The organism is Sphingobium sp. YR768 (assembly GCF_900111125.1).
Classification (GTDB): domain Bacteria; phylum Pseudomonadota; class Alphaproteobacteria; order Sphingomonadales; family Sphingomonadaceae; genus Sphingobium.
Window position 1 is genome coordinate 107,214 of record NZ_FOGE01000006.1, and the last position, 24,866, is coordinate 132,079.

Consider the following 24,866-nt stretch of genomic DNA (forward strand, 5'->3'; position numbering starts at 1 on the left):
AGATTATCTTATTCTTGGACGACGGACTATACCGCCCCCGTTCGGGCAATTTTCTTTTATGACCAACTTGTTGCAGTGCGGGAGTGGATGTTCGATCCACCCCTGGATGCATGTCAGGCAGGGCGATTGCCCCAGCCGCCGCCCAGCGCCCGGAACAGGTCCACTTGCGCAAAGGACACGGCCCGCGTCGCCGTGGCCAGATCGGCCTCTGCGCTCGCCAACGTCCGCTGCGCGTCCAGCACGGTCAGGAAATCGATCTGCCCTTCCCGCTGCCGGGCGAGGCTGATCCGGGCAGCTCGCGCCGCTTCATCCCGGGCGGCGCTCAATGTCTGCGCCCGCTCGATCGCATGAGAATAAGCGGAGAGGGAGCGTTCGGTTTCCTCCAGCGCTTGCAGCACCGTGCCGTCGAAGGTTGCGAGCGAAGCGGCGCTGTCCGCTTCCGCCGAACCGATGCGGGCACGGATCGCCTCCTGATTAGGGAAGGCCCAACTGATCAGCGGCCCCAGCACCCAGTTCAGAGGTCCGCCGCCAAACAGATTGCCGCCGCCCAGCGCCGTGGTGCCGACCGATCCGCCCAGGGTGATGCGGGGATAAAGGTCCGCCGTCGCCACGCCGATCCGGGCGGTGTCCGCCGCCAGCCGCCGTTCGGCCGCGCGCACGTCGGGCCGCCGCGCCAGCAATGCCTGTCCGTCGCCCACCGGGATCGGCTGCGAGAGTTGCGGCGTTCGGATCGCAGTGCGCACCGTATCGGGCAAATCCTGGGGCGTGCGGCCGGTCAGCGTGGCGAGACGGAAGAGCGCCGCATCACGGTCCGCCAGCAACGCGGGGATCGCCGCTTTCTGCTGTTCTCGAAGTGTCGTCACACGGATGACGTCCAGCCGGTCGGACCGGCCCGCATCGAAGCGCGCGCTGGTGATACGGACCGACTGGTCGAGCAGGTCCACGGTGCGCTGGGCGACCGCCAGTCGCTCGGCCGTGGCGGTCACGTCCAGATAGGCCCGCACCGTATCGGCGATCACGGCGACCCGCACGCCATCGGCATCGGCCTGTGCGGCTGCATAGTCGCCCCGTGCCGCCTCCACACCGCGCTTCACCCGGCCGAACAGGTCGACTTCGTAGCTGATATCCAGCCCACCATCGTAAATGGTGTTTTCGCGGTCGATGCCGGGCAGGGACTGCGCCGCCGAAGTCCGGCTGCGCACGGCGGATGCGCCAAGACTGGTTTGCGGCAGGCGATCGGACTTCGCGCCGCGCAGCGACGCCCGCGCCCGTTCGATCCGCGCTACTGCCACGCGCAGGTCGGTATTGGCGGCCAGCGCATCGCCGACAAGGCTGTCCAGCAGCGGATCATTATAGAGCGTCCACCAGCGATCCTGCGCGGCGGCGGCGCTGACCGCCGGGCTCGCCGCCCCGATGAAGGGCGCGGCGGCGGTGGTCGGGGTAGCGGGCGCCTTATAATCCGGCCCGGCGGCGCAGGCCGTCAGGGCGCTGGCGCCCAGCAGCAAGGCAATGAAGTTGCGTGTCATGTCTCTATTCCTCATTCGGCCGGCTGCAAGGCAGGTTCGGCCTGTTCGGGCCGGCGGCGGGCGAAGCGATCGCCCAGCGCGCGGCACACGACATAGAAGGTGGGGGTGAAGAGCAGGCCGAAGGCGGTCACACCGGCCATGCCGAAGAACACGGCCGTCCCCAGCGCCTGCCGCAGTTCCGCTCCCGCACCGGTCGCGATCACCAGCGGCACCGCCCCCAGGATGAAGGCGAAGCTGGTCATCAGGATCGGGCGCAGACGGGTCTGGGCAGCCTGAACGGCGGCTTCGACCGGCGACAGGCCCTGTTCTTCCTCCGCCTGCTTGGCGAATTCGACCACCAATATGGCGTTCTTCGCGGCAAGGGCGATCAGCACGACCAGACCGATTTGCGTGAGGATATTATTATCCATTCCGCGCAGGTTCACGCCCAGCATGGCCGCGAACAGGCACATCGGCACGATCAGGATGATCGACAGCGGCAGCGTCAGGCTTTCATATTGCGCCGCCAGCACCAGGAAGACGAAGAAGACCGCCATGCCGAACACCAGACCTGCGGTGTTGCCCGCGCTGACCTGCTGATAGGCGACGCCGGTCCACTCGCCGGTGTAACCGGCCGGGGCCGCGTCGGCGAGCTTTTCCATCGTGGCGAGCGACTGGCCCGAGGAATAGCCCGGCGCCGTGTCGCCGTCGATTTCCACCGCCGGCAGCAGATTGTAGCGGACCACGCGATAGGGACCGGTCTTGTCCTTGAAGGTGGAGACGGAGCCGATCGGCACCATCTGGCCGCTGTTCGACCGGGTTTTCAGGTTCGCGATATCCGCCACCGTGCCGCGATGCTCCGCATCGGCCTGCGCCGTCACGCGATAGGTGCGGCCCAGCAGGTTGAAGTCGTTGACGAAGGACGACCCAAGATAGACCTGCATCGCTTCGAAGATGCGCTCAGGCGGCACGCCCAGCAGGTCGGCCTTGCGCCGGTCGACATCGGCATAGATGCGCGGCGTGCCGACATCGAACAGGGTGTAGACCATGGCGAGGCTGGGGGACTGGTTCGCCTTGGCGATCATGTCCTGCGCGACTTTGTTCAGTTCGGCGTATCCGCGATCCTCCCGGTCCTCCAGCATCATCCGATAGCCACCGGCCGAGCCGATGCCCTGAATGAGCGGCGGGGGGACGAGCAGGATGCGCGCCTTGTCATAGCCGGCGACGGCCTTGTTCGCCTGTTCCATGATGCCCGCATAAGTGGCGCCTTCTTCCTTGCGTTCGGCAAAGCTCTTGAAGGGGAAGTAGATCGCCGCGCTGTTGGGCGCCTGCGTCTGCGAAGGGCCGTGGAAGCCGGCGAACATCACCGCGCCGCGCAGGCCCTTGATCGGCAGGATCTTCGCCGCGACCTCGCGCGTCACCTTGTCGGTGCGTTCGAGCGAGGCGCCCGAGGGAAGCTGAACGACCGCCAGGAAATAACCCTGATCCTGCGCCGGGATGAAGCCGCCGGGCGTCACCCAGAAGAGGGCGATGGTGGCGGCGATCAGGCCGGCATAGGTCAGCAGCATCTTCTTGGGACGGGCGACGAGGAAGCGGGTGAGGCGGCCATAGCCCGCGCTCATCCGGTCGAAGCCATTGTTGAAGTGATCGACCAGCACGCCCAGCTTCTGCCGCCAGACCGGATCGCCGCTGCGGTCGCGCGGGCCGTGCTTTTCCTTGAGCAGGAGAGCGGCGGCGGCGGGCGACAGGGTGAGCGACAGGATCAGCGAGATGACGGTCGCGGTCGAGATGGTGACGGCGAACTGCTGATAGAAGGCGCCGGAAATGCCCGTGATGAACAAAGTCGGCACGAACACCGCGCACAGCACCAGCACGATCGCGATCAGCGCCGTCGACACCTCGTCCATGGAGACGCGCGCGGCCTCCAGCGGCGACATGCCATGCTCGATATTGCGCTCGACATTCTCGACCACGACGATGGCGTCGTCGACGACGATGCCGATGGCAAGGACCAGACCGAAGAGCGACAGGTTGTTGAGGCTGTAGCCAAGCCCTGCCAGGATCGCCGCCGTGCCGATCAGCGACACCGGGATGGCGATGATCGGGATGATCGCCGCGCGCCAGTTTTGCAGGAAGACGAGGATGACGAGGACGACGAGCAGCACCGCTTCGATCAGCGTGTGATAGACGGCGTCGATCGACTGGCTGATAAATTCGGTCGGGTTGTAGATGATGCTATATTCCAGGCCCTTGGGGAAGCGCTTGGACAGTTGCTCCATCTCCGCCTTCACCTTCTCCGCCGCGTCGAGCGCGTTGGAGCCGGGGCGCTGCATCGTAGCGATGACGACGGTGGGCTTGTTCGACAGATAGGTGTTGGTGCCATAATCCTGCGCGCCCAGTTCGACGCGGGCGACATCGCGCACGCGCACCTGACGGCCATCGGCATCCGAACGGATCACGATGTCGGAAAATTGCTCGGGCGTGTTGAGGCGGCCCTGCATTTCCACGCCAAGCTGGAAGGCTTCGCCACGATCATAGGGGGGCTGACCGATCGAGCCGGCCGATACCTGCACATTCTGCGCGCGCAGGGCGGAGACGACTTCACCGGCCGTCAGATCGAGCGCGGCGGCGCGATCCGGGTCGATCCAGATGCGCATCGCATAGTCGCGCGATCCGAACATCTGCACATCGCCCACGCCATCCAGACGAGCCAGTCTGTCACGCACCTGCGTCAGCGCATAGTTGGAGATATAGTCGCGGTCGAACGTGCCGTCGGGCGATTGCAAATTCACGACCATCAGGAATTCTGGCGTGGTCTTGCGCGTCACGACGCCCAGCCGCTGCACCTCTTCGGGCAGGCGCGGCGTGGCGACGGCGACGCGGTTCTGCACCAGCACCTGCGCGGCATCCAGGTCGGTGCCGATCTTGAAGGTGACGGTGATGACGACCTTGCCATCGCCGGTCGACTGGCTGCTCTGATAGAGCATGTCGTCGACGCCGTTGATTTCCTGCTCGATCGGCGCGGCCACGGTCGATGCGACCGTTTCCGCCGATGCGCCGGGATATTGGGCGGACACCGTGACCGTGGGGGGCACGATGTCGGGATATTGGGACACCGGCAGGCCGATGAAGGCCAGCGCGCCGACCACGGTGATGACCACCGCGATCACGGCGGCGAAGATCGGCCGGTCGATGAAGAAACGGGAAAAGCGCATCGGATCGTCCTTTGCGAACGAGCAAAAGGGATGCCGCGCGATCCGACGAGGGTCGGATCACGGGCTTGGGATTTGTGTTTCCAAAGCCCCCCCCCTTCAGGGGAGGGGCTGGGGTGGGGCTATCTTGCGAAGGTCGCCTGCGCCGCCACCGGGGCCGCGCTATCGACCGGCGTGACCGGCGCGGGGGCGGGCCGGATCGTCGCTGGTTTCACCGCCACCTTGGCGCCGGGCATGGCGGCCTGAAGGTTGGATACGATCACCCGGTCCTGCGGGCTGAGGCCCGACCGGATGATGCGCAGTCCGTCGACGATCGGACCAAGCTCGACCGGCTTGGCCGTCACAGTGTCATCCTTGTCCACCACCAGCACGGTCTTGCGGGCCTGATCGGACTGGATCGCTTCGTCCGGAACCAGCAGGGCGTTGGCCTTGCCCCCATTGGCGAGGCGCATATTGCCGAACAGGCCCGGCGTCAGGAAATTGCCCGGATTGTCGAACACGGCGCGGATGCGGATCGTGCCCGAACGCGGATCGAGGCCATTATCGGTAAAGTCGAGACGACCCTGATGATTATAATCCGCCTCATCCTGCAACCGGACTTCGACCGCGCCGCCATTCTCCTTGTCACGCTGCGACTTGAGATACAGCGCTTCGGACGCGTCGAAGTTGAAATAGATGGGATCGAGCTTGTTGACCGTGGTCAGCAAGGTCGCGCCCGTGCCTTCCGCGCCGGCCACCAGATTGCCGATATCCACGCGGCGGTCGGAGACGCGACCCGAAATGGGCGCACGCACCTGCGTGAACTCCACATCCAGCGCCCGGCTCCGTTCGCGCGCCTGCGCTCCGGCAAGGGCGGCCTGCGCCGCCTGGAGCCGCGAGCGCAGCGCATCGACTTCGCTGGCCGACACGGCTTCGTCGCCGTTCAACCTCTGGACGCGGGCATAATCATTCTGCGCCAGCAGCAGCGCGCTTCGGGCCGATGCGCTGTTCGCCCGTGCTTCGGCCAGGGCCGCCAGGAAGGGGCGCTGGTCGATGGTGAAGAGCAACTGCCCCTGCCGGACGAAGTCGCCGTCGCGGAAGTGGATGGCGGTCACCGCCCCCGATACGCGCGGGCGAATTTCCACCGTCTGGCTTGGCGCAAAGCGGCCGACATAATCGTCCCACTGGGTCACGCTGCGGGCGAGCGGCGCGGACACGCCGACAGCCGCCAGCGGCGCGGCGGAGGCCTGCGCCTCCGGCTGCCCCAGATATTTCCAGCTGACGCCGCCCAGCACGACGATACCCAGTGCTGCCCAAGCCAGATGCCGGCCGCGCCAGCGGCGTGTCGTGCCGCCAGATCCGACTTCGCTGGCCTGCGTATCGCTGTCGATCTTTGTGATCATGTTCATGGATATTTCCCCTTGATGGTGCGGCGGGCGGCGGTGACGGCGGACAGCAATGTTTCCAGCTGTCCCTCACTGAACCCGGCTTCGCGAAACTGACGAATGGCGGATGGGCGGACGGCGAAGCCTTCATGCCAGGCCTCCACGGCCAGACGGCGCAGCGCCTCCAGCTTTTCGTCCGCCAGTTTGAAATGCGGCTGCGGTCCGAAGAACAATGTCTTCAGGCGGAACCAGCGCCCCGGCTCCCGCAGGGAAGACAGGCCGTCCGTCTGCGCCAAGCGCACGATCTGCCATTCCATCGGCGAAAAGCCGGTAGCGACGGCCTTGATCCGGTCCCGGATCGCAGGCAAGGAAATGCCGTTCCCAACCGCAGGCAGCGGCTGGGCAAAATCGATATAGGCCATGGTTTTCAATCCCCTATTCGCGTGCAGACCCGGCCGCGAACGCCATCTGCGGGCGCACGCGATACTCTCCCGAACCGGTGGCGGCCGCGGGACTGCAAGAGCCATCGATGCCGGAGCGACGCTCCGACCCCATGGCCAGACGATGATGATAGTGACGGCGTGACGATGCGCGCCGAGTCGAATGACTTAGCTTGTACAGAAATGTTTCATGGAGCCTCCATCAAGGCTGACGCCTCAACCGGATTTCATACTTATCGGTATATAATGCGATGCTGCATCGCGTCAACCGCTTTCTGTACCGCTTGGTAATTTTTTCTGAATTGCGGCTGAATATACGGTTTTAGGCGGTTCAGTTCAGGCGGTCGGCCACATCGCCATGGTGGTTTCCACCAATTGCTCCAGTTGCTCCGGTGAGGCGCCGCCGCTGGCCTGCACGCCCATACCCTGCATGACCGCCATCACATAGGCCGCCAGCGCCGCTGGCTCGACCCCGGCGGGCAGGTCGCCTTCCGCCTTGGCCCGTTCCAGCCGCTCGACCAGCGCCTTGTCGGACGAGGCGCGGCGCGCCAGCACGTCGGTCTTGATCGATTCCGCCTGCGTGGTGCAGGCGACCAGGCTGATGACGCCAAGGCAGGCGCGCGGATCGCTGCCGCCGGTCTGGATATTCAGCGTGCCGCGCAGCAGCCGTTCGGCCACGGCGCGGGCGGTTGGCTCTTCCATCGCCGATCGCATATAGCAGAGCTTGTCGCGCTCATAGAGGTCCAGCGCCTTGTGGAACAGCGCTTCCTTATTACCGAAACAGGCATAGAGGCTGGGCTTGGTGATGCCCATCGCGTCGGTCAGTTCGGCCAGCGACGCGCCTTCATACCCGCGCGTCCAGAAGACCTGGAGCGCAGCCGACAGGGCTTCCTCGGGATCGAACTCCCGGGGGCGTCCTCTAGTGACAGTTTCAGCCGCGCTTTTCATACCGCTCGGTATATAGGTGGAGCAGGGGCTGCTGTCTACCATCGCAGGAAGACATTCGTCGCAATGTCGCGCAACTGTCTCATTCGCTGTTCTTCGCGCTTCTCCTCGCTTCACGCTGCGGCTAGAGCCTTGGCCAGAAAAGGAGCCGTGCATGAACCCTTCGCCCGTCATCAGCCCAGCCATCAGCATTGCGGATATAGTCGACGCCGCCCGCGTCATCGCCCCGGCGGCGGTACGGACGCCACTGCTGGAAAATGCGGTGCTAAATGATCGGGTCGGCCGGCGCGTCCTGCTGAAGTTCGAAGGGGCGCAGCGCACCGGTTCCTTCAAATTTCGTGGCGCTTACAACCGTCTTGCCCGACTGGATGCGCGTGAACGGGCGGCGGGCGTCGTCGCCTGGTCCTCGGGCAATCATGCGCAGGGCATCGCGGCGGCGGCAAGATTGCTCGGCATTCCCGCGACGATCGTGATGCCGGCCGATGCACCCGCGATCAAGCTGGCCAATACGCGCGCGCTCGGCGCTGAAATCGTCACCTATGACCGTCATACCGAAAGCCGGGAGGAGATCGCTACCACCCTGTCGCAAAGTCGCGGCGCCACGTTGGTCCCGTCCTTCGATGACCCCTATATCATCGCAGGGCAGGGGACGGCGGGCCTCGAAATCCTCGAACAGGCTGCGCAGGCGGACGCGACGATTGGCCAGATCCTCGTCTGTTGCGGCGGCGGCGGCCTGACCGCCGGCATCGCCACGGCGGTAAAGGCCCGCTCGCCCGGCACGACCATCTACACGGTCGAACCCGCCGGCTTCGATGATACCGCCCGGTCGCTTGCCAGCGGCGTGCATGAAACCGTGTCGCCCGATGCGCGCAGCATCTGCGATGCGTTGATGGCGCCCAGCCCCGGCGCCTTGACCTTCCCCATCAATCAGGCCTTGCTGTCGGGCGGCCTTGTCGTCAGCGACGATCAGGTGCGCGATGCCATGCGCTTCGCCTTCTCGACGCTCAAGCTGGTCGTGGAGCCGGGCGGCGCGGTAGCCTTGGCGGCTATGCTCGCAGGTTTCGCACCGCCCTGCGATGGCGCCAGCGTCGTCGTCCTGTCGGGCAGCAATGTCGATTCCGCCGCTTATGCCGCCATCATCGGCGATAGCGCCGCATGATCGATCCGCGCGCCATCCGCACTTTCCTCGCGGTGTGCCGCGCCAACAGCATCAGCGGCGGCGCGCGGGCGCTCAACATCTCCCAGCCCTCCGTCTCCAACGCCATCGCCCAGTTGGAGCAGTCGCTCGGCGCCACCCTGTTCGAACGGTCGCGCAGCGGCATCCAGCTGACGCCGGAAGGGCAGGCATTGCTCCGACGCGCGGAAGCGATGGATGCGCTGCTGGCGGATGTGCAGACGGAGGTGAAACTTGCCAGTCGGGGCATTACCGGCCCCCTGCGCATCGGCGGCACGCCCGGCGCTTTGGTCAGCCTGTTGCCCGATGCGGTGCGGCGGCTGGAAACGCGGATCGGTCGCTTCACCCTGCATGTGGTGGAACGACCCGACCATGATCTGGCCGCGATGCTCCATCGCGGCGACATAGAATTGGCGTTCGTCACGACGGGCATCGAGGAACCGCCCGAAGGGATCGAGGAACGCACCTTCTCGCGCGATCCTTTCGCCCTGATCGTGGGCAAGCAGAATGATCATCTGCCCGCCAGCCTGTCGCTGCGGGACACGGCCCTGATGCGCTGGGTGCTCCCCGAAGCGCGGGGCGCCTTTCGGCGACAGACGGACGCCCTGTTCATGGCGGCCGACATTCCCGTGCCGCAGGACATCATCCGCTGCGACTCTTTGCTCAGCACGAAGGCGATCGTGCGCGGTAGCCAGCGCGTGACGATCCTGCCGATGCAGGTGGCGTCGGCCGAACTGTCGATCGGCGTACTGCGCGCCATCACGATCGAGGAAGCCGCCTTTCCTCGCAGTATCGGCGTGCGGATGCTGGCGGGCGGGCGGCTGTCGCATCTGGGCGAAGCGCTGCTGGATGTGCTTATCCATAGTTCAAAACTATGACGTTCGCAAAAATCATTATTTTTCTTTGGGTCAGGAACGGCGCATAAGCTTCTTCAACAAGAGCTTTCGGGAGAGACCACCGTGCGGCAGCTGATCCGCAATATCGCAATTTTCGACGGGACGGGCACTGCGCCAGTCCCCGGAGCGGTAGTCGTCGAAGGCGAAGCCATCGCCGCCGTCCTGCATGACGAGGCGGCCATCGCCGCGGTCGAGGCCGATGTGGTGATCGACGGTCAGGGTGCTACTTTGATGCCCGGCATGGTCGACGCGCATACCCATCTGACCTGGGGTAGCTCGGTCGAGAAAATCTATCACCAGTTCATCCTGCCGCCCGACGAGTTGAAGGTTGCCGCCTGGCGCAATGCCCGCGTGCTGCTCGATCATGGTTATACCAGCCTCTATTCGGCGGGCGCATTGGGCGACCAGATCGAACCCGAACTGGCCCGCGCGATCGAAGCCGGCGAAACGCCCGGCCCGCGCCTCATCCCGTCGACGCTGGAGCGTAGCCCGGAAGGCGAAGAGGGCGTGGAGACGGGTGACGTGTTCAACGGTCGCGGTCCCGATGCGATGCGCGCCTTTGTCGCCTATTGCGCCGAAGAAGGCGTGAAGTCGCTCAAGCTCGTCATTTCCGGCGAAGATGCGCTCAAGCCCGGTTCCTCGGCCGACATCCTCTACACGGACGAGGAAATGCTGGCGGCAGGAGAAGCGGCCAGGGAAGCGGGCCTCTGGATCGCGACCCACGCCTACTCGCCGCGCGCCATCGCTCTGGCGCTCGAAGCGGGCGCGCGCATCCTCTATCACTGCTCCTTCGCGGACGATGCCGCAGTCGATGCCATGGCGGCGAAGAAGGACGAAATCTTTTATGCCCCCGGCCCCGGCGTGTCGGTCGCCGCGCTGGAAGCCTCGCCCCCGCCGCACATCAACATGTCGTCGATGAAGGCCAGCGCAGCCGAGCGGCTGGAACTGGAAAAGACCCTCGTTCCCAAGCTGAAGGCGCGGGGCGTGCGTATCCTGCCCGGCGGCGACTATGGTTTTCCCTTCAACCCCCATGGCCGCAATGCCCGCGATCTGGAGCATTTCGTGACCTATTACGGCTTCACCCCGGCCGAGGCGCTGAGCGCCGCCACCATGCTGGGTGGTCAGTTGATGGGACAGCAAGTTGGACATGTGAAGCCGGGCTATCTGGCCGATCTGTTGCTGGTCGATGGCGATCCGACCCAGGACGTCCGCATTCTGCAAGACGCCAATAATATCAAGATGATCATGCTGGGTGGGCAGATGCATAAATCGCCCGCCGCTCAGCCCGTAAACGCCTGACGGGGAAGACGTTTCATGTTCGATGTCGCGATCATCGGCTGCGGGCCGGTGGGGGCCTTTGCGGCCAATTTACTGGGGAAGGCGGGTGTCTCGGTCCTTGTGATCGAGCAGGAAGCCCATCCCTATCCGCTGCCCCGCGCAGTGCATCTCGACCATGAAATGATGCGCCTGTTCCAGTCGGCCGGCGTGATCGACCGCGTCGCCCCGGACATGCGCGACACCGAAGGCCATCTGCATGTCGGCGCCGATCATGGCGTCATCCGTTATATGGGCACGGTCGGCCGCGCGCGTCCGTTCAGCTGGTCCAACGACTATTTCTTCTACCAGCCCGAACTGGAAGATCATCTCCGCGACGCATTGGCTGATTATGCGAATGTAACCGTCCAGCTCGGTGTCGCGTTCGAAGGGCTGGAGCAGGGTGAAGATGCCGTCACCCTGCGCCTGTCGGGCGGTCGCAGCGAGCAGGCCCGCTATGTCATCGCCTGCGATGGCGCGCGCAGCGCCGTGCGCAAGGCGCTGGACATTCGCCTGGACGATCTGGATTTCGAAGAACCCTGGCTGGTGGTCGATGCCGAAGTCGATGGCGCGGTTCGCTTCCCCGACCTGTGGGGCGTGCCGGAAGCCGCCAATCTCCAGAAACTCTCGGTCATGATGTGCGACCCCAAGCGGCCCGCGACGATCGTGCCGGGGCGCGGCAATCATCGCCGCTGGGAATTCATGTTGCTGCCGGGGGAAGATGACCGGGCGATGATGGAACCGCAATCGGTCGCAGCCCTTGTCGAACCCTATCTCTCCGGCGTTCCGCACAAGGTGGTGCGCGCCGCAACCTATCGCTTCCATGGTCTGATCGCCGAGCGGTGGCGGCAGGGCGGCGTCTTTCTGGCCGGCGATGCCGCGCACCAGACGCCGCCCTTTTTTGGACAGGGCATGTGCCATGGCCTGCGCGATGCCGCCAATCTCGCCTGGAAGCTGGAACTGGTGCTGAAGGGGCAGGCGCCCGACGCACTGCTCGACAGTTATCAGCCCGAACGCGATCCCCATGTTCGCGCGGTCATTTCCGCCGCCGTGGGCGCAGGCCGCTATATCTGCATGCTCGACCCGGAAGCTGCTGCGGAGCGCGACGCCAAGATGCGCGAAGCCGCCAAGGGCGCGCAGCATGGCACCGCCGCCGACCTGATCCCCGCCATCGCGACGGGTATCGTCGCCACCGGCACGCCGGGGGCAGGCGAGCGCTTCATCCAGCCGCGCGTCGGCGACCGGCTGCTGGACGATGTGACCGGTGGCGGCTGGCGGCTGTTCACTAGCGCTCCCGTCGAAGGTGGCGATATCGCGGTCATCGATATCGCCACGCTGGACGATCAGGGCGCGATCGCCGCCTGGCTGGCCGATCGCAACGCCGACGCGGTTCTGATCCGTCCCGACCATTATGTCTTTGGCACCGGCAAGGCGTCGGACCTCGTCGCCTGCCGCGCTGCGCTGATCGCTGGCGTTACTCATCAGGAGATCGCTGCATGAGCCTCACCCTTGCTCAAGCGCGCACCATCATCGATCATGCGCTGGAACAAGGGCGCACCGATAGCGCGCAACCGCTCGCAATCGTTGTCCTGGATGCCGGCGCGCATCCCGTTGCCATGGTGCGCGAAGATGGCGCCAGCCTGTTTCGTTTCGACATCGCGAAGGCCAAAGCCTCGGGTGCGCTGGGGATGGGGGCGGATACGCGGGTCTTGGCCGCGCGTGCCGCCTCCAACCCTGTCTTCTTTCAGAGCGTCGTCGCCGCCACCGGCGGTCGGCTGGCTCTGTCCCCCGGCGGCGTCCTGATCCGTGACGTGGAAGGTGCGGTGATCGGCGCCGTCGGGATCAGCGGCGACACCGGCGAATGCGACGAAGCCTGTGCCATCGCCGGCATCCTCGCCGCAGGCCTTTCCCATGGAGATATGAAATGAAGCTGCGCAGCATCGAACTGGCGCTGCCCCACGCGGCAGAGGCCGCCGCTTTCCTGACGGACATCTGGGGCATGGCCCCGGCGGCTGTCGAGGGCAATATCCATTATCTGCGTGGATCGGGCAGCTATCCCTATCTGGTCGCGCTGGAGGAATCGGCCGACCCCTATGTTCGCTCCACCACCTTCGTCTGCACCGCCGACCGGCTGGAGCAACTGAAGCGCAGTGTGCACGAAGCCGGTCTGCCCGCCGCGCCGGTGGTGTCGGGCGATCTGGGCGGCGGTCATGGCATCATCGTGGAACTGGCCGAGGGCGAACTGCTCCGCTTCCTGGTCGATGCCGGGGAAGTCGCGCCGATCGAAGGCGCCGACCTGCCGGTCAAGCTGACCCATGTCGTGTTCAACAGCGCCGACGCCGAAGCGACCGGGCATCTGGTCGAGGATGCATTGGGCTTCCGCGTGTCGGACCGGACCAAGGGCATGGTGTTCGTGCGCTGCAATGACTCGCATCACAGCACCGCCTTTGCCCGCGCTGGTTTTGCCAGCCTCAACCATATCGCTTTCGAAATGGCGGACCTGGATGCGGTGATGCGCGGGATCGGCCGTCTGCGCGACCATGAGATGGTGCCCGCCTGGGGCCCCGGTCGCCATGGCCCCGGCGCCAACGTCTTCGCCTATTTCATCGCCCCCTTTGGTCCTGGCAATGGGGGCCCCGTCATCGAATTTTCGACCGCCGTCGAGAAAGTGCCCGAAGATTATCAGGCCGGTGCGCCCGAAGACTGGACCTGGCCTGAAAAGCGGATCGACCAGTGGGGCATGTCCGACAAGGATTTTGCCGGCCTGCGCGCCGCCGAAGAGAAATTCCGCCATCGCCGCGACTGGCAGGTCCAGCCGCTGAACGTCCTGACAGAGGAAAATCACTAATGCGTTACGTCAGTTTCCGCCGCCCCGACGGGACCCCCAGCTTCGGCCGCCAGGATGGCGAGACGATCGTCGAACTGGCGACCGACGCGACGCCGAGCCTCAAGGCCGCGCTGTCCGATGGCAGCCTGTCGACGCTGGCCGACGGCGCGACCTATGTTGCTGCCGACGTAGTGCTGCTGCCGGTCATTCCGGACCCGGCCAAGATCCTGTGCGTCGGCCTCAACTATGCCGAACATGTTAAGGAAACCGGCCGCGAACAGAAAGCGCATCCGGCGATCTTCGTACGCTATGCCGATAGCTTGGTTGCTGATGGCCAGCCGATGGTGAAGCCGGCCGTGACCACCCGTTTAGATTATGAAGGCGAACTGGCGCTGGTGATTGGAAAGCCCTGCCACAAGGTCGCCCGTGGCGATGCCATGGCCTATATTGCCGGCTATGCCGCCTTCAACGACGGGTCGGCCCGCGACTGGCAGCGTCACAATATCCAGTTCACGCCCGGCAAGACCTTCCCCGGCACCGGCGGCTTCGGCCCCGCGCTGGTGACGCCGGACGAGATTGACGACCTTAATGGCCTGCGCGTCCAGACCCGCCTCAACGGCGAACTGGTGCAGGATCAGCCGGTCAGCGACATGATCTGGGATATCGCGACCGTCATCGAATATGTCAGCGCCTTCACGCCGCTGGCCCCCGGCGATGTCATCGCCACCGGCACACCTGGCGGTGTCGGCGACAAGCGTACCCCGCCGCTCTACATGAACGCCGGCGACAAGGTCGAAATCAGCGTCGGCACCGTCGGCACGCTCACCAACCGGATCATCGACGAACAATAAGCCCAATCGACCCAAAGATAAGAAGGGGAGGAGTAATATGCGTAAGATCAACCTGACCATGATGGCGCTTGCCGGTGCAAGCGTCATCGCCCTGTCGGCCCCTGCCTTCGCGCAGGATGCCGCGCCGCAGGCTGCGGCCGATACGCCCGCCGCTGGTGGTGCGGACATCATCGTCACCGCCACGCGCCGCGCTGAACGGTTGCAGGATGTGCCCATCGCCGTGTCGGCGATCAGCGGCGAACAGCTTGCCGAAGGCGGCTTTCAGAAGCTGACCGACATCCAGTATCAGTTTTCGGGCGTTCAGTTCGGCAGCTCGCCCAATGACAGCGGCTTCCGCCTGCGCGGCGTGGGCAGTGCCGGCGGTTTCTCCAGCTCGTCCGAACAGAATGTCGGCACCGTGGTCGACAATGTCGTCATCCCCTTCGGCAATCCGGTCAACAGCCTGGGCGACCTGGAGCGGGTCGAGGTGTTGAAGGGGCCGCAGGGCACGCAATTCGGCAAGAACGCCTCGTCGGGCGTGGTCAACATCACCACCAAGAAGCCGGAGATCGGCAAGTTCGGCGGCGCGGCCTTCGCCAGTTATGGCGAACTCAACGAAGTGAATGTCAACGGAAGCGTCAATGTGCCGGTCAGCCAGAATTCGGCGCTGGCCGTGTTCGGCTTTTATCGCCGCAATGACGGCTTTCTCGAAAATGTCGTGCGTGACGAAATGTGGGGCGGGGAGCAGAGCTATGGCGCGCGCGCCAAATATCTGTTCGAACCGAGCGACGATTTCAGCATCTACCTGATCGGCGATTATTCTAAGATCAAGCGCAAGGGCCCCGGCCAGCTCTGGACGCTGGCCAGCCTGCCCAGCTTCTCCAACCCGCTGATGGCGGCGCGCTTCGGCAATGTTGCGGCACTCGGCGTCGTGCCCGGTTTCGACAATGACAAGTCGGTGGAGGAATATGCCGGCTATTCGACCGAGCAGAATTACGGCGCCTCGCTTGAAATCAACAAGTCGCTGGGCGACTATAACCTGACCTCGATCACCGCCTGGCGCCGTCTGGATGAAGGTCCGCAGGTTTTCGCTATCGACGCCAGCAGCCTGCCCGTCTTCACGGCGCAGCAGACCGGCACCGACCAGAGCTTCCTGTCGCAGGAACTGCGCCTCAGCTCGCCCAGCGGCAGCGCGCTGGAATTCACCACCGGCGTCTACGCCTCGCGGCGCAAGGTGGGTGACGACAATGACTTCAACCGTGCCCAGTTGCGCCCGGCGGTGCCGTTCGACTCGTTCATCGTCAATATCTCTGGCGGCCAGGGCAATACCCAGACCCGTTCGGACTCGCTGGCTGCCTTCTTCGACGGCAAATATCATGTGTCCGATCGGTTCAGCGTGATCGGCGGCTTCCGCTACCAATATGACTGGGTGAAGGCGTCCTACTTCTCGATCATCGACCCCAATTATGCGCCGGGACCGGGCGCAAACGGTTTCGTCGTGCCCTACACGCCGACTGCGGAAGTCAGCGCCAGCACGAAGAGGGGCGACTGGTCCGGCCGTATCGGCGCGGAATATAAGGTCGACCGGGACATCATGTTCTTCGGCACCATGGCGCGGGGCTATCTGGGCCCGACGGTCACCTTCACCGGCCTGACCGGCACCAAGACGGAGGTCGCGCCGCAGACCGTGCGTGACATCACCGTCGGCATGAAGTCGCAGCTTTTCGATCGTGCCGTGACCTTCAACGTCAATGTCTTCTTCGACAAGTACAAGAATCTCCAGACGTCCGTGTTCAATGGCGTCGAGTTCCAGACCGAAAATGCCGGCGGCTTTTCGGCCAAGGGGTTCGAGACGGATCTGGCCTGGCGCGTGAGTCCCGAACTGACGCTGACTGGCGGTTTCACTTATTCGAAAACGAAGTTCACCGATTATGTCACGGCCTGTCCAGGCGTCGTGAAGGCGGGCTATAGCTGCTATCTGGCGGCGGACGGGACTACTTCGCTGGTGCAGGCGGCGGGCGAACCATTGTCCGGCGCGCCCAAATATAGCGCCACCGCGGGGGCCGACGTGCGCCTGCCGATCAATGACAAGCTGACGTTCGACTGGTCGGCCAACTTCTACTATCGCAGCCGTGTTCAATATGCGGTCGTGGAAGCGGGCTCCTATCAGCCGGGCTACGGCACGATCGGCTTGAACACGGGCATCGGCCATCCCGACGGCAACTGGCGCGTCGGCCTGTTCGTGCGCAACCTGCTGGACCAGCGATTCCATGCGGCGGTAATCGATCTGCCCTTTGCTGATCCGGGTGCCTATGTGAACTGGCTGAGCCGGGAAGGGCGCCGGACGATAGGCGTCTCTGCACAGATGAAGTTCTGAGAAATACGAAGAAAAGGATGGGCGGCGCAGCGTCGCCCATCCTTTTCTGCCAATAGTACGGGCGTGGTGAAGGAGAGAGATGGGAATGCATAAGTCGAGCCAGTTTCGTACCTTGCTGTTGGCGGGCTTGCTGTCGCTCTCTCCCGGTGTCGCCTTCGCGCAGGGGTCATGCCTGGCCTTGCGTTGGGTGACATTGGGTACGGCGGGAGGCCCGGTTCCGACTGCCGATCGGTCCGAACCCGCCAATCTGCTGATCGCCGGTGATCAGAGAATATTGGTCGACACCGGCGATGGCACGATCGACCAGTTGGCGCGGATTGGCATGGACATGCGCCTGGTCCGTACCGTGTTCATCAGCCATCTACATCTCGATCATAGCGGCGGCCTCGGCGCGGTCATTGGCCTGCGCTGGATGAACCAGTTTCCGGGGGTACTGACCGTCTATGGCCCGCCCGGTACGAAGGAGGTGGTCGACGGCATCGTCGCGTCCATGGGACCGCCGGCCAGAATCGGTTTCGGTCTGGGCGCGCTGCCGCCCACGCCTGCCGGATCGGTCCGCGCCATGGAACTGCGCGACGGGCAGAGCATCACCCTCGACGGGGGTGTGACCGTAAAGGCGGCGGCGAACAGCCATTTCGACCATGATGGAAAGCCAGATCCGGCCAATATCTCCCTCAGTTACCGTTTCGCGCTGGGTAGCCGCAGCATCACTTATACGGGCGATACCGGACCCAGCGATGCGGTAACGGCGCTGGCATCGGGGACCGACATGCTGGTCAGCGAGGTGATCGATCTCGACCGGTTGATGAAGGAAATCCGGGAGCGCCGCGTTGATGCCTCGCCCGAAATGCTGGTTTCCATGCAGAAGCATCTGTCGACCCACCACCTGTTGCCGGCTGATATCGGGACGATCGCGTTCAAGGCGAAGGCGGGCAAGGTAGTGCTGACCCATTATGCGATTCCGGGCCTGCTTAGCGAATCCGAACTGTCGATCCGCACGGATATCGGCAAGGCCTATGCCGGCCCGGTCGATCTGGCGCGGGATCTTTCCAGCTTCGATCTGGGATGTCGGTGATGCGCGCTGCCATCTCGGCGATGGGAACCGATCTCGGTCCGGATGTGCTGAGTCAATGTCGGGCGTTGTTCGATGCTGAACAATCGACTCTGGCGGCGCAGGTGCCGGTGACGGTGACAGATGTCACCTATGGCCCGCATGAACGCCACCGCCTCGACCTATACCGCCCGCAGGTGGAAAGCCCAGCCCCGATCCTCGTCTTCGTGCATGGCGGCGGCTTTCTGAAGGGGGACAAGGGCGGCGCGACCGACTGGCCCAATGCCAATGTCGGCCGCATGGCCGCGCAGGCCGGGTTTCTGGGCGTCGTCATCAACTATCGGCTGGCGCCCGACAATGTCTGGCCCGCCGGGTCGGAAGATGTGGCGGCTGTCATCGACTGGCTGAAGGCCAATGCCGCGCAGCATGGCGGCGACCCCGACCGCATCGTGCTGATGGGCACGTCGGCCGGCGCGGTCCATGTCGCAGGCTATCTCAAGCTGGCTGGCGATCGCGGCATCCGGGCCGCGATCCTGCTGTCGGGCCTCTATGGCTACACCCCGCTCGATCAGCGCGACATGCTCTATTATGGCGACCCCGCGCTCTATCCCGACCGCATGCCGCTGGAGGCCGTGGCGGCGACCAGCCTGCCGCTATTCCTCGCCTGCGCCGAATATGATCCGCCCCGCTTTCAGGCCGAATTTCTGGGCCTGATGCAGGATCGCCTGACCCGCCATGGCGCGATGCCGCGCGCCTTCATTCATTCGGGACATAATCATTACAGCATGGCCATGCATCTGGGCACCGCCGACCGGCGGCTGTCCCAAGAAATCTGCGCTTTCGTGCGCGAAACCACTGCCTGACACAAAGAATAGGAGAGACGGAAACATGCTGGACCGCAGAACCCTTCTGGCGACCGGTGCCGCCCTGATGGCCGCCCCCGCCTTCGCTGCGCGCAAGACTGCCGATCCCGCCTTTCCCAAGGGCTTTTTCTGGGGCACGGCCACCGCGCCACACCAGATTGAGGGCAATAATGTCGCCAGCGACCTGTGGTTTCTGGAGAACCAGCAGCCCACCGTCTTCGCCCAGCCTTCGGGCGACGCCTGCAACAGTTTCGAACTGTGGGAAACCGACCTCGACATCGTCAAGACTATGGGCCTCAACGCCTATCGCTTCGGTATCGAATGGGCGCGGATCGAGCCGGAAAAGGGCCTGTTCAGCCAGGCGATGCTCGATCATTACAAGGCGATCATCGATGGTTGCCACGCCCGTGGCCTGACCCCCATCGTCACCTACAGCCATTTCACCGCGCCGCGCTGGTTCAGCGCGCAGGGCGGCTGGACCAACCCCGAAAGCGCAGAGCTTTTTGCCCGCTATTGCGACAAGGCGACCCGTGCATTCGGGCAGGGGATCGACCGGGTCATCACCTTCAACGAACCCAATATCCTGCTGCTGCTGAAGCCGATGCTGCCGCCGCAGGTCTGGGATATCCAGAAGCTGACGCTGGAAACCGCCGCCAAGCGTCTGGGCGTGCCCAAATTCGTCAGCGCCAATGTCGCGGGTTTCGATGATCTCCCAGCACTGCAAGCCGGCCTGCTGGCCGCGCATAAGGCCGGCAAGGCGGCGATCAAGGCGGTGCGCCCCGACCTGCCCGTCGGCATATCGCTGGCGATGATGGACGATCAGGCCGTCGGCAAGGCGTCGGTCCGCGACAAGATGCGCGGCGAGCTTTACGGCCAATGGCTGAATGTCGCCAAGGGTGACGATTTCATCGGCGTGCAAAATTACGAGCGTGCGCTCTGGGGCGACAAGGGCCGCCTGCCTGCGCCCAAGGGATCGACCGTCAACTGGTCGGGCACCGAAGTCTGGGCGGGTTCGCTCGCTGGCGCGGTCCGCTATGCCCATGAAGCGACCGGCGTGCCGATCCTGGTGTCCGAACATGGTGTCGGCACTGATGATGACGCGATCCGCGCCAAATTCATCCCCGAAGCGCTCGCCGGCCTGAAGGCGGCGATCGATGATGGCGTGCCGGTACTGGGCTATTGCCACTGGTCGCTGCTCGACAATTTCGAATGGATTTTCGGCTACAAGCCCAAATTCGGCCTGGTCAGCGTCGATCCGGTCACCTTCGCCCGCACGCCCAAGCCCAGCGCCGCCGTCTATGGCGCGATCGCCCGTAGGAACGCGCTGTAAAAAGGAGGTCTGCCATGAAGCGCTTTGCCCTCATTTCCGCCCTCCTTCTCGCCACGCCGGTTGCCGCACAAATGCCTGTGCCAACACCGGCGCAGGCACCTGCCGAACCCGATGCCATCCCGCTCTATCCGGATGTGAAAGCACCCAAGACATCGACCGAAAACTGGGTGCGCTTCGGCAATGATCTGGCGGTGCGCAACGTCACCGTGCCGACATTGACGCCGATCCTGCCCGATCCTGCCAAGGCGACCGGCGCGGCGGTCGTGGTGGCGCCGGGCGGCGCCTTCATGCTGCTGGCGATGGATCATGAGGGCTGGAGCGTGGCGCGCTGGCTGGCCGATCATGGGATCGCGGCCTTCGTCCTCAAATATCGGCTGAACCAGACCCCGGCCGATACGGCGGAAGCATCCGCCTATATGGGCAAGCGGATGGCGGACTCGCTGCGCGATCCCGATGCGCCGCCCTCCATCAGCGAACCCCGCGCCACGCTCGATGCGCTGGCCGCGCTCAAGCTGGTGCGCGCCAATGCGGGCAAATGGGGCGTCGACGCCGGTCGGGTCGGGATGATCGGCTTTTCCGCCGGCGCGATGACGACGATGAATGCCGCGCTGGAAGGAAAGGGCGGCGATCGACCGTCCTTCATCGGCTATGTCTATGGCCCGATGCTGGCGCGCGATGTTCCGGCGGACGCCCCGCCGATGTTCGCCGCGATCGCCAATGACGACAGCCTCTTCTCCACGCCATCCTATGCACTGGTCGAAAGCTGGCGCCGGGCGCATGTGCCGGTGGAACTCCATGCCTATGAACGGGGCGACCATGGCTTTGGCATGGGCAAGCCCGGCACCACGACGATGGGCGTCCTGCCGCAATTCCTGTCCTGGATGGAGATGCGCGGCCTTCTGACGACGAAGGCGGGCCAGTGACGAGCGCCGTTTCGATCCGGCGGGAAGCGGCAATCAGCGTCGTCATCAATGGCGTGCTGAGCCTTGCCTTCTTCCTCGGCGTCTTCGGCATGCAATCGCGGCCGCTAAGCTGGGGTACGCCCGATGGGCTGGCGCTGGACTTCATCCCGCAGAGCATCGCGGTTTGCCTGATGAGCGCTCTGGTTCCGGCGCTGATCGCGCGTCGGCAATTGGGCAATGGTCCCACCATCGGCCCCATTCTGCGCCGTGCCATGCTATTTGCCATAGCCGGGGCAGCGCTGGGCGGCCTGCTCGCCTTTTCGATCGGTAATGCCGGCTTTCCGACTATGGCTTGGGCCACGGCTTTGACGATCAAGATCGCTTATGGCGGTGCGCTCGGCGCGCTGGTGGCCAGCCTGTCGCTGCGACGGCTGCTGACCTCCGCCCAAAATATATGAAGTAGAGGATAGTCTGTTGATGAAAGCCCGCGCCCTTCGCCTTGCCGCCCTGCTGGCCTGCACCATGATCGCCACGCCCGTATGGGCGGACGATCTGGCCGACGGATTCCAGAACCCGCCCCAGTCGGCCCGCCCGCGCGTCTGGTGGCACTGGATGAACGGCAATGTCACCAAGGACGGGATCGACAAGGATCTCGACTGGATGGCCCGCATGGGCATTGGCGGCGTCCAGAATTTCGATGCCAGCCTGATGACGCCGCAGATCGTCAAGGACCGGCTGATCTATATGACTGATGGCTGGAAGGATGCCTTCCGCCATGCCGTCCAGACCGCTGACGCGAAGGGGCTGGAATTCGCCATCGCGGCGTCGCCGGGCTGGAGCGAGACGGGCGGCCCATGGGTCAAGCCCGAAGATGCGATGAAGAAACTGGTCTGGAGCGAAACCGACCTGCGCGGCGGCCAGCGGCTGAAGGGCGCCCTGTCTGCTCCCCCGTCGGTCACGGGTCCATTCCAGAGCGCGAAGTTCAGCGATCCGCTGGCGGGCGGCGCCGAAACGGGCGCCTTGCCCAGCTTCTATGCCGATGCCCGGATTCTGGCTTACCCGGTCAGCGCCGTCGCCTTGCCCCAGCCGCGCGTGACACAGACAGACGGCACGGCAATCACCGCCGCACCGCTGCTGGACGATGATCTGGAGACGGTCGCCCAGATGGCCAAGGGCGACGCCGCCCATCCCGGCACGCTGATCCTGGACTATGGCAAGCCCGTCACCATCCGCTCCGCCAGCCTGTTCGTGCCCCATGCCCGGCCGCCCTTCGGCGACCCTGCCTATCGCCCGACGCTGGAGGTGCAGACGGCGCAGGGCTGGCAGCCGGTCGGTCGTTTCACCCTGACCGAAGTGTCGGCGACGATCGCCTTTGCACCGGTCACGGCGCAGCGTTTCCGCCTCGTGCTTTCGCCCAATGATGCGGCCAAGTCGCCCGGCCTTGGCGATGGCGCGCCCGGCGCGGTGATGATGGACGTCTTTGCCCGCCCCGACAGCAGCACGCTGGGCATAGGCGAGCTGCGCCTGTCGGCCGAAGCGAAGATCGATCAATATGAGGCGAAGGCCGCCTATGCGATCTTGCCCGATTATAACAGCCTGAGTGATGGGACCGCGCCGTCTGCACCCGCGATCGATCCGGCAAAGGTCATCGACCTGACCGATCGTCTGCGTCCCGATGGCACGCTGGACTGGACCGCGCCCAAAGGCAGCGACTGGCGTATTGTCCGCATGGGCTATTCGCTGACCGGCAAGACCAACCATCCGGCCACGCCTGAAGCCACGGGCCTTGAAGTCGACAAATATGATGCCGCCGCCGTCCGCCGCTATCTTGAAACCTATATCGGCCTATATCGCGATACGGTGGGCGCAGACTGGATCGGCCAGAAGGGCATCCGCGCCCTGCTGACCGACAGTATCGAGGTGGGCGCGTCCAACTGGACGCCGCGCATGGTCGAGGAATTCAAGGCGCGGCGCGGCTATGATCCCGTGCCCTTCCTGCCGACGCTGATCGGCACGGTGGTCGGTTCGCCGGCGCGCAGTGACGCTTTCCTGCACGATTATCGCCAGACATTGGCGGACCTGCTGGCCGACGCCCATTATGGTACGGTGGCCAGGGTCGCGCATGAAAATGGCCTGACCGTCTATGGCGAGGCACTGGAAAATGGCCGCCCCGTGCTGGGGGATGATCTGGCGATGCGCTCGCATACCGATGTGCCCATGGCCGCGATGTGGACCTTCAACCGGGGCGCGGCGCCACGCCCGACCCTGATCGGCGACATGAAGGGCGCGGCGTCTGTCGCCCATATCTATGGCCAGAATGTCGTTTCGGCCGAATCCATGACATCGGCCTTCGCGCCCTGGGCTTTCGCCCCGTCGGACCTCAAGCGCGTCATCGATCTGGAATTCGCGTCCGGCGTCAACCGGCCGATCGTCCATACATCGGTGCACCAGCCGGTCGATGACAAGCTGCCGGGCCTCAGCCTCATGATCTTCGGCCAATATTTCAACCGGCATGAAAGCTGGGCGGAAATGGCCAGGCCGTGGGTCGATTATATGTCCCGCACCGGCTATCTGCTCCAGCAGGGCCGCGACCATGCCGACCTCGCCTATTTCTTTGGCGAGGATGCACCGATCACGTCGCTGTTCGAACATGGCGTGCCGGCCGACCTGCCGCGCCGCTACGCCTATGATTTCGTCAATGCCGACATCCTCGCCAATCGCATGCGGGTGGATAATGGCGAGCTGGTGGCCGGCAATGCCCGCTATCATGCCCTGTATCTGGGCGGATCGAGCCGGGTGATGACCCTGCCGACGCTGCAACGCATCGCGGCGCTGGTCGAAGCGGGCGCCACGGTGATCGGCGCCGCGCCGGAACGCGCACCGGGGCTTCAGGATGATGCCGCTACGTTCAAGGCGCTCGTCACGCGCCTGTGGAGCGGCTCGCCTGTCGGCAAGGGGCGCGTGATCGCCAGCCAGGATGCCGAGGCGGCATTGGCCGGCGTAGGAATCACGCCGGACTTCCGCATTACGGGCGGCGCGGCCGATACCGACTATCGCTTCGTGCATCGCAAGCTGGCGGATGGCGATCTCTATTTCGTCAACAACCGGACCGACAAGGCAGGCCGGATCGAGGCCCGCTTCCGCGTCACCGGCAAGCAGCCTGAATTGTGGCGCGCGATCGATGGCACGGCGCAGCCTGTATCCTATCGGATCGAGGGCGGTGAAACCGTAATCCCGCTCGATGTCGGGGCGGAGGATGCCTTCTTCATCCTGTTCCGCAAAGCCGCTGACGCGCCGTCCGCCACCGTCGCGGCGAAGGCGACCCATGCCGTCGCCACCATCACCAGTCCCTGGACCGTTCGCTTCCAGCCGGGCCGTGGCGCGCCCGCGCAGATCGAGATGCCGGTGCTCACCCCGCTGGAGAATAATGCGGACAAGGGCGTGCGCTATTTCTCCGGCATCGCGACCTACAGCACGCGCTTCTCGCTGCCCAAGGGCGTGAAAGCGGGCGGGCCGCTATGGATGGATCTGGGCAAGATCGGCGATATCGCCGAAGTGCGCGTCAACGGGCAACTCGCGGGGACAAGCTGGTTCGCACCCTATCGCATCGACATCGGCAAGTTCGTGAAGCAGGGGACCAATCAACTGGAGATCAAGGTCGCGAACCTGTGGGTCAACCGCCTGATCGGCGACCAGCAGCCCGGCGCGGACAGGCTCACCTTCACGGCGGCCCCCACCTACAAGCCCGATGCGCCGTTGCGCGCATCCGGCCTGATCGGCCCGGTACAGTTGATCGCCGAACAAGGGTGGTGATGACGCACCGGAGCGAAGGCCCG

19 protein-coding genes are annotated in these 24,866 nt (G+C 64.7%); 14 read left to right on the forward strand and 5 right to left on the reverse strand.

What is annotated here, in order from left to right:
• Positions 1–113: 113 nt before the first annotated feature.
• From BMX92_RS09990 to BMX92_RS10010, 5 genes are all read right to left on the reverse strand, one after another.
• Positions 114–1,526, reverse strand: a complete 1,413-nt coding sequence (locus tag BMX92_RS09990) for an efflux transporter outer membrane subunit (RefSeq protein WP_093015855.1) — start codon at positions 1,524–1,526, stop codon at positions 114–116.
• An 11-nt stretch (positions 1,527–1,537) separates the two neighbouring features.
• Positions 1,538–4,720 (reverse strand): efflux RND transporter permease subunit, encoded by a 3,183-nt coding sequence (locus BMX92_RS09995; protein WP_093015858.1) that lies wholly within the window; start codon positions 4,718–4,720, stop codon positions 1,538–1,540.
• Positions 4,721–4,839: 119 nt separating this feature from the next.
• Positions 4,840–6,105, reverse strand: a complete 1,266-nt coding sequence (locus tag BMX92_RS10000; RefSeq protein WP_093015861.1) for an efflux RND transporter periplasmic adaptor subunit — start codon at positions 6,103–6,105, stop codon at positions 4,840–4,842.
• Positions 6,102–6,503, reverse strand: a complete 402-nt coding sequence (locus BMX92_RS10005) for a hypothetical protein (protein ID WP_093015864.1) — start codon at positions 6,501–6,503, stop codon at positions 6,102–6,104. Before BMX92_RS10005 ends, BMX92_RS10000 begins: the two co-directional genes overlap by 4 nt.
• 354 nt (positions 6,504–6,857) lie before the next feature.
• Positions 6,858–7,469, reverse strand: coding sequence for a TetR/AcrR family transcriptional regulator (locus BMX92_RS10010; protein ID WP_093015867.1), 612 nt, complete (start codon positions 7,467–7,469; stop codon positions 6,858–6,860).
• A 151-nt stretch (positions 7,470–7,620) separates the two neighbouring features.
• Here BMX92_RS10010 and BMX92_RS10015 point away from each other — a divergent pair, with 151 nt between their 5' ends.
• From BMX92_RS10015 to BMX92_RS10080, 14 genes are all read left to right on the forward strand, one after another.
• Positions 7,621–8,625 (forward strand): threonine ammonia-lyase, encoded by a 1,005-nt coding sequence (locus tag BMX92_RS10015; protein ID WP_093015870.1) that lies wholly within the window; start codon positions 7,621–7,623, stop codon positions 8,623–8,625.
• The gene (locus BMX92_RS10020) at positions 8,622–9,518 is read left to right on the forward strand and encodes a LysR family transcriptional regulator (protein ID WP_093015873.1); all 897 of its coding nucleotides are present in this window, start codon (positions 8,622–8,624) and stop codon (positions 9,516–9,518) included. Before BMX92_RS10015 ends, BMX92_RS10020 begins: the two co-directional genes overlap by 4 nt.
• A gap of 81 nt (positions 9,519–9,599) precedes the next feature.
• Entirely contained in the window at positions 9,600–10,835 is a 1,236-nt protein-coding gene (locus BMX92_RS10025) for an amidohydrolase family protein (RefSeq protein ID WP_093015875.1), read from the forward strand.
• Between the two features lie 15 nt (positions 10,836–10,850).
• Complete coding sequence (locus tag BMX92_RS10030) at positions 10,851–12,350, forward strand: bifunctional 3-(3-hydroxy-phenyl)propionate/3-hydroxycinnamic acid hydroxylase (protein WP_093015878.1); 1,500 nt, start codon at positions 10,851–10,853, stop codon at positions 12,348–12,350.
• Positions 12,347–12,778, forward strand: a complete 432-nt coding sequence (locus tag BMX92_RS10035) for a GlcG/HbpS family heme-binding protein (RefSeq protein WP_093015881.1) — start codon at positions 12,347–12,349, stop codon at positions 12,776–12,778. Before BMX92_RS10030 ends, BMX92_RS10035 begins: the two co-directional genes overlap by 4 nt.
• Entirely contained in the window at positions 12,775–13,698 is a 924-nt protein-coding gene (locus BMX92_RS10040) for a VOC family protein (RefSeq protein ID WP_093015884.1), read from the forward strand. The genes BMX92_RS10035 and BMX92_RS10040 overlap by 4 nt, the downstream gene beginning before the upstream one ends.
• Positions 13,698–14,528: a fumarylacetoacetate hydrolase family protein gene (locus BMX92_RS10045; protein ID WP_093015887.1), complete on the forward strand. Its 831-nt coding sequence runs from the start codon at positions 13,698–13,700 to the stop codon at positions 14,526–14,528. Before BMX92_RS10040 ends, BMX92_RS10045 begins: the two co-directional genes overlap by 1 nt.
• 37 nt (positions 14,529–14,565) lie before the next feature.
• Entirely contained in the window at positions 14,566–16,884 is a 2,319-nt protein-coding gene (locus BMX92_RS10050) for a TonB-dependent receptor (protein ID WP_256213356.1), read from the forward strand.
• A gap of 79 nt (positions 16,885–16,963) precedes the next feature.
• Complete coding sequence (locus BMX92_RS10055) at positions 16,964–17,959, forward strand: MBL fold metallo-hydrolase (protein ID WP_256213357.1); 996 nt, start codon at positions 16,964–16,966, stop codon at positions 17,957–17,959.
• A complete protein-coding gene (locus BMX92_RS10060; RefSeq protein ID WP_093015890.1) occupies positions 17,950–18,798 on the forward strand; it encodes an alpha/beta hydrolase in 849 nt (282 codons plus the stop codon). The genes BMX92_RS10055 and BMX92_RS10060 overlap by 10 nt, the downstream gene beginning before the upstream one ends.
• 25 nt (positions 18,799–18,823) lie before the next feature.
• Complete coding sequence (locus BMX92_RS10065) at positions 18,824–20,128, forward strand: glycoside hydrolase family 1 protein (protein WP_093015893.1); 1,305 nt, start codon at positions 18,824–18,826, stop codon at positions 20,126–20,128.
• Positions 20,129–20,142: 14 nt separating this feature from the next.
• Positions 20,143–21,051 carry an alpha/beta hydrolase gene (locus BMX92_RS10070; protein ID WP_093015896.1) on the forward strand — a complete coding sequence of 303 codons (909 nt, stop codon included), beginning with the start codon at positions 20,143–20,145 and terminating at the stop codon, positions 21,049–21,051.
• Complete coding sequence (locus BMX92_RS10075) at positions 21,048–21,488, forward strand: hypothetical protein (protein ID WP_093015899.1); 441 nt, start codon at positions 21,048–21,050, stop codon at positions 21,486–21,488. The genes BMX92_RS10070 and BMX92_RS10075 overlap by 4 nt, the downstream gene beginning before the upstream one ends.
• A 19-nt stretch (positions 21,489–21,507) precedes the next feature.
• Positions 21,508–24,843, forward strand: a complete 3,336-nt coding sequence (locus tag BMX92_RS10080) for a glycosyl hydrolase (RefSeq protein WP_093015902.1) — start codon at positions 21,508–21,510, stop codon at positions 24,841–24,843.
• The last annotated feature ends 23 nt before the right edge of the window (positions 24,844–24,866 follow it).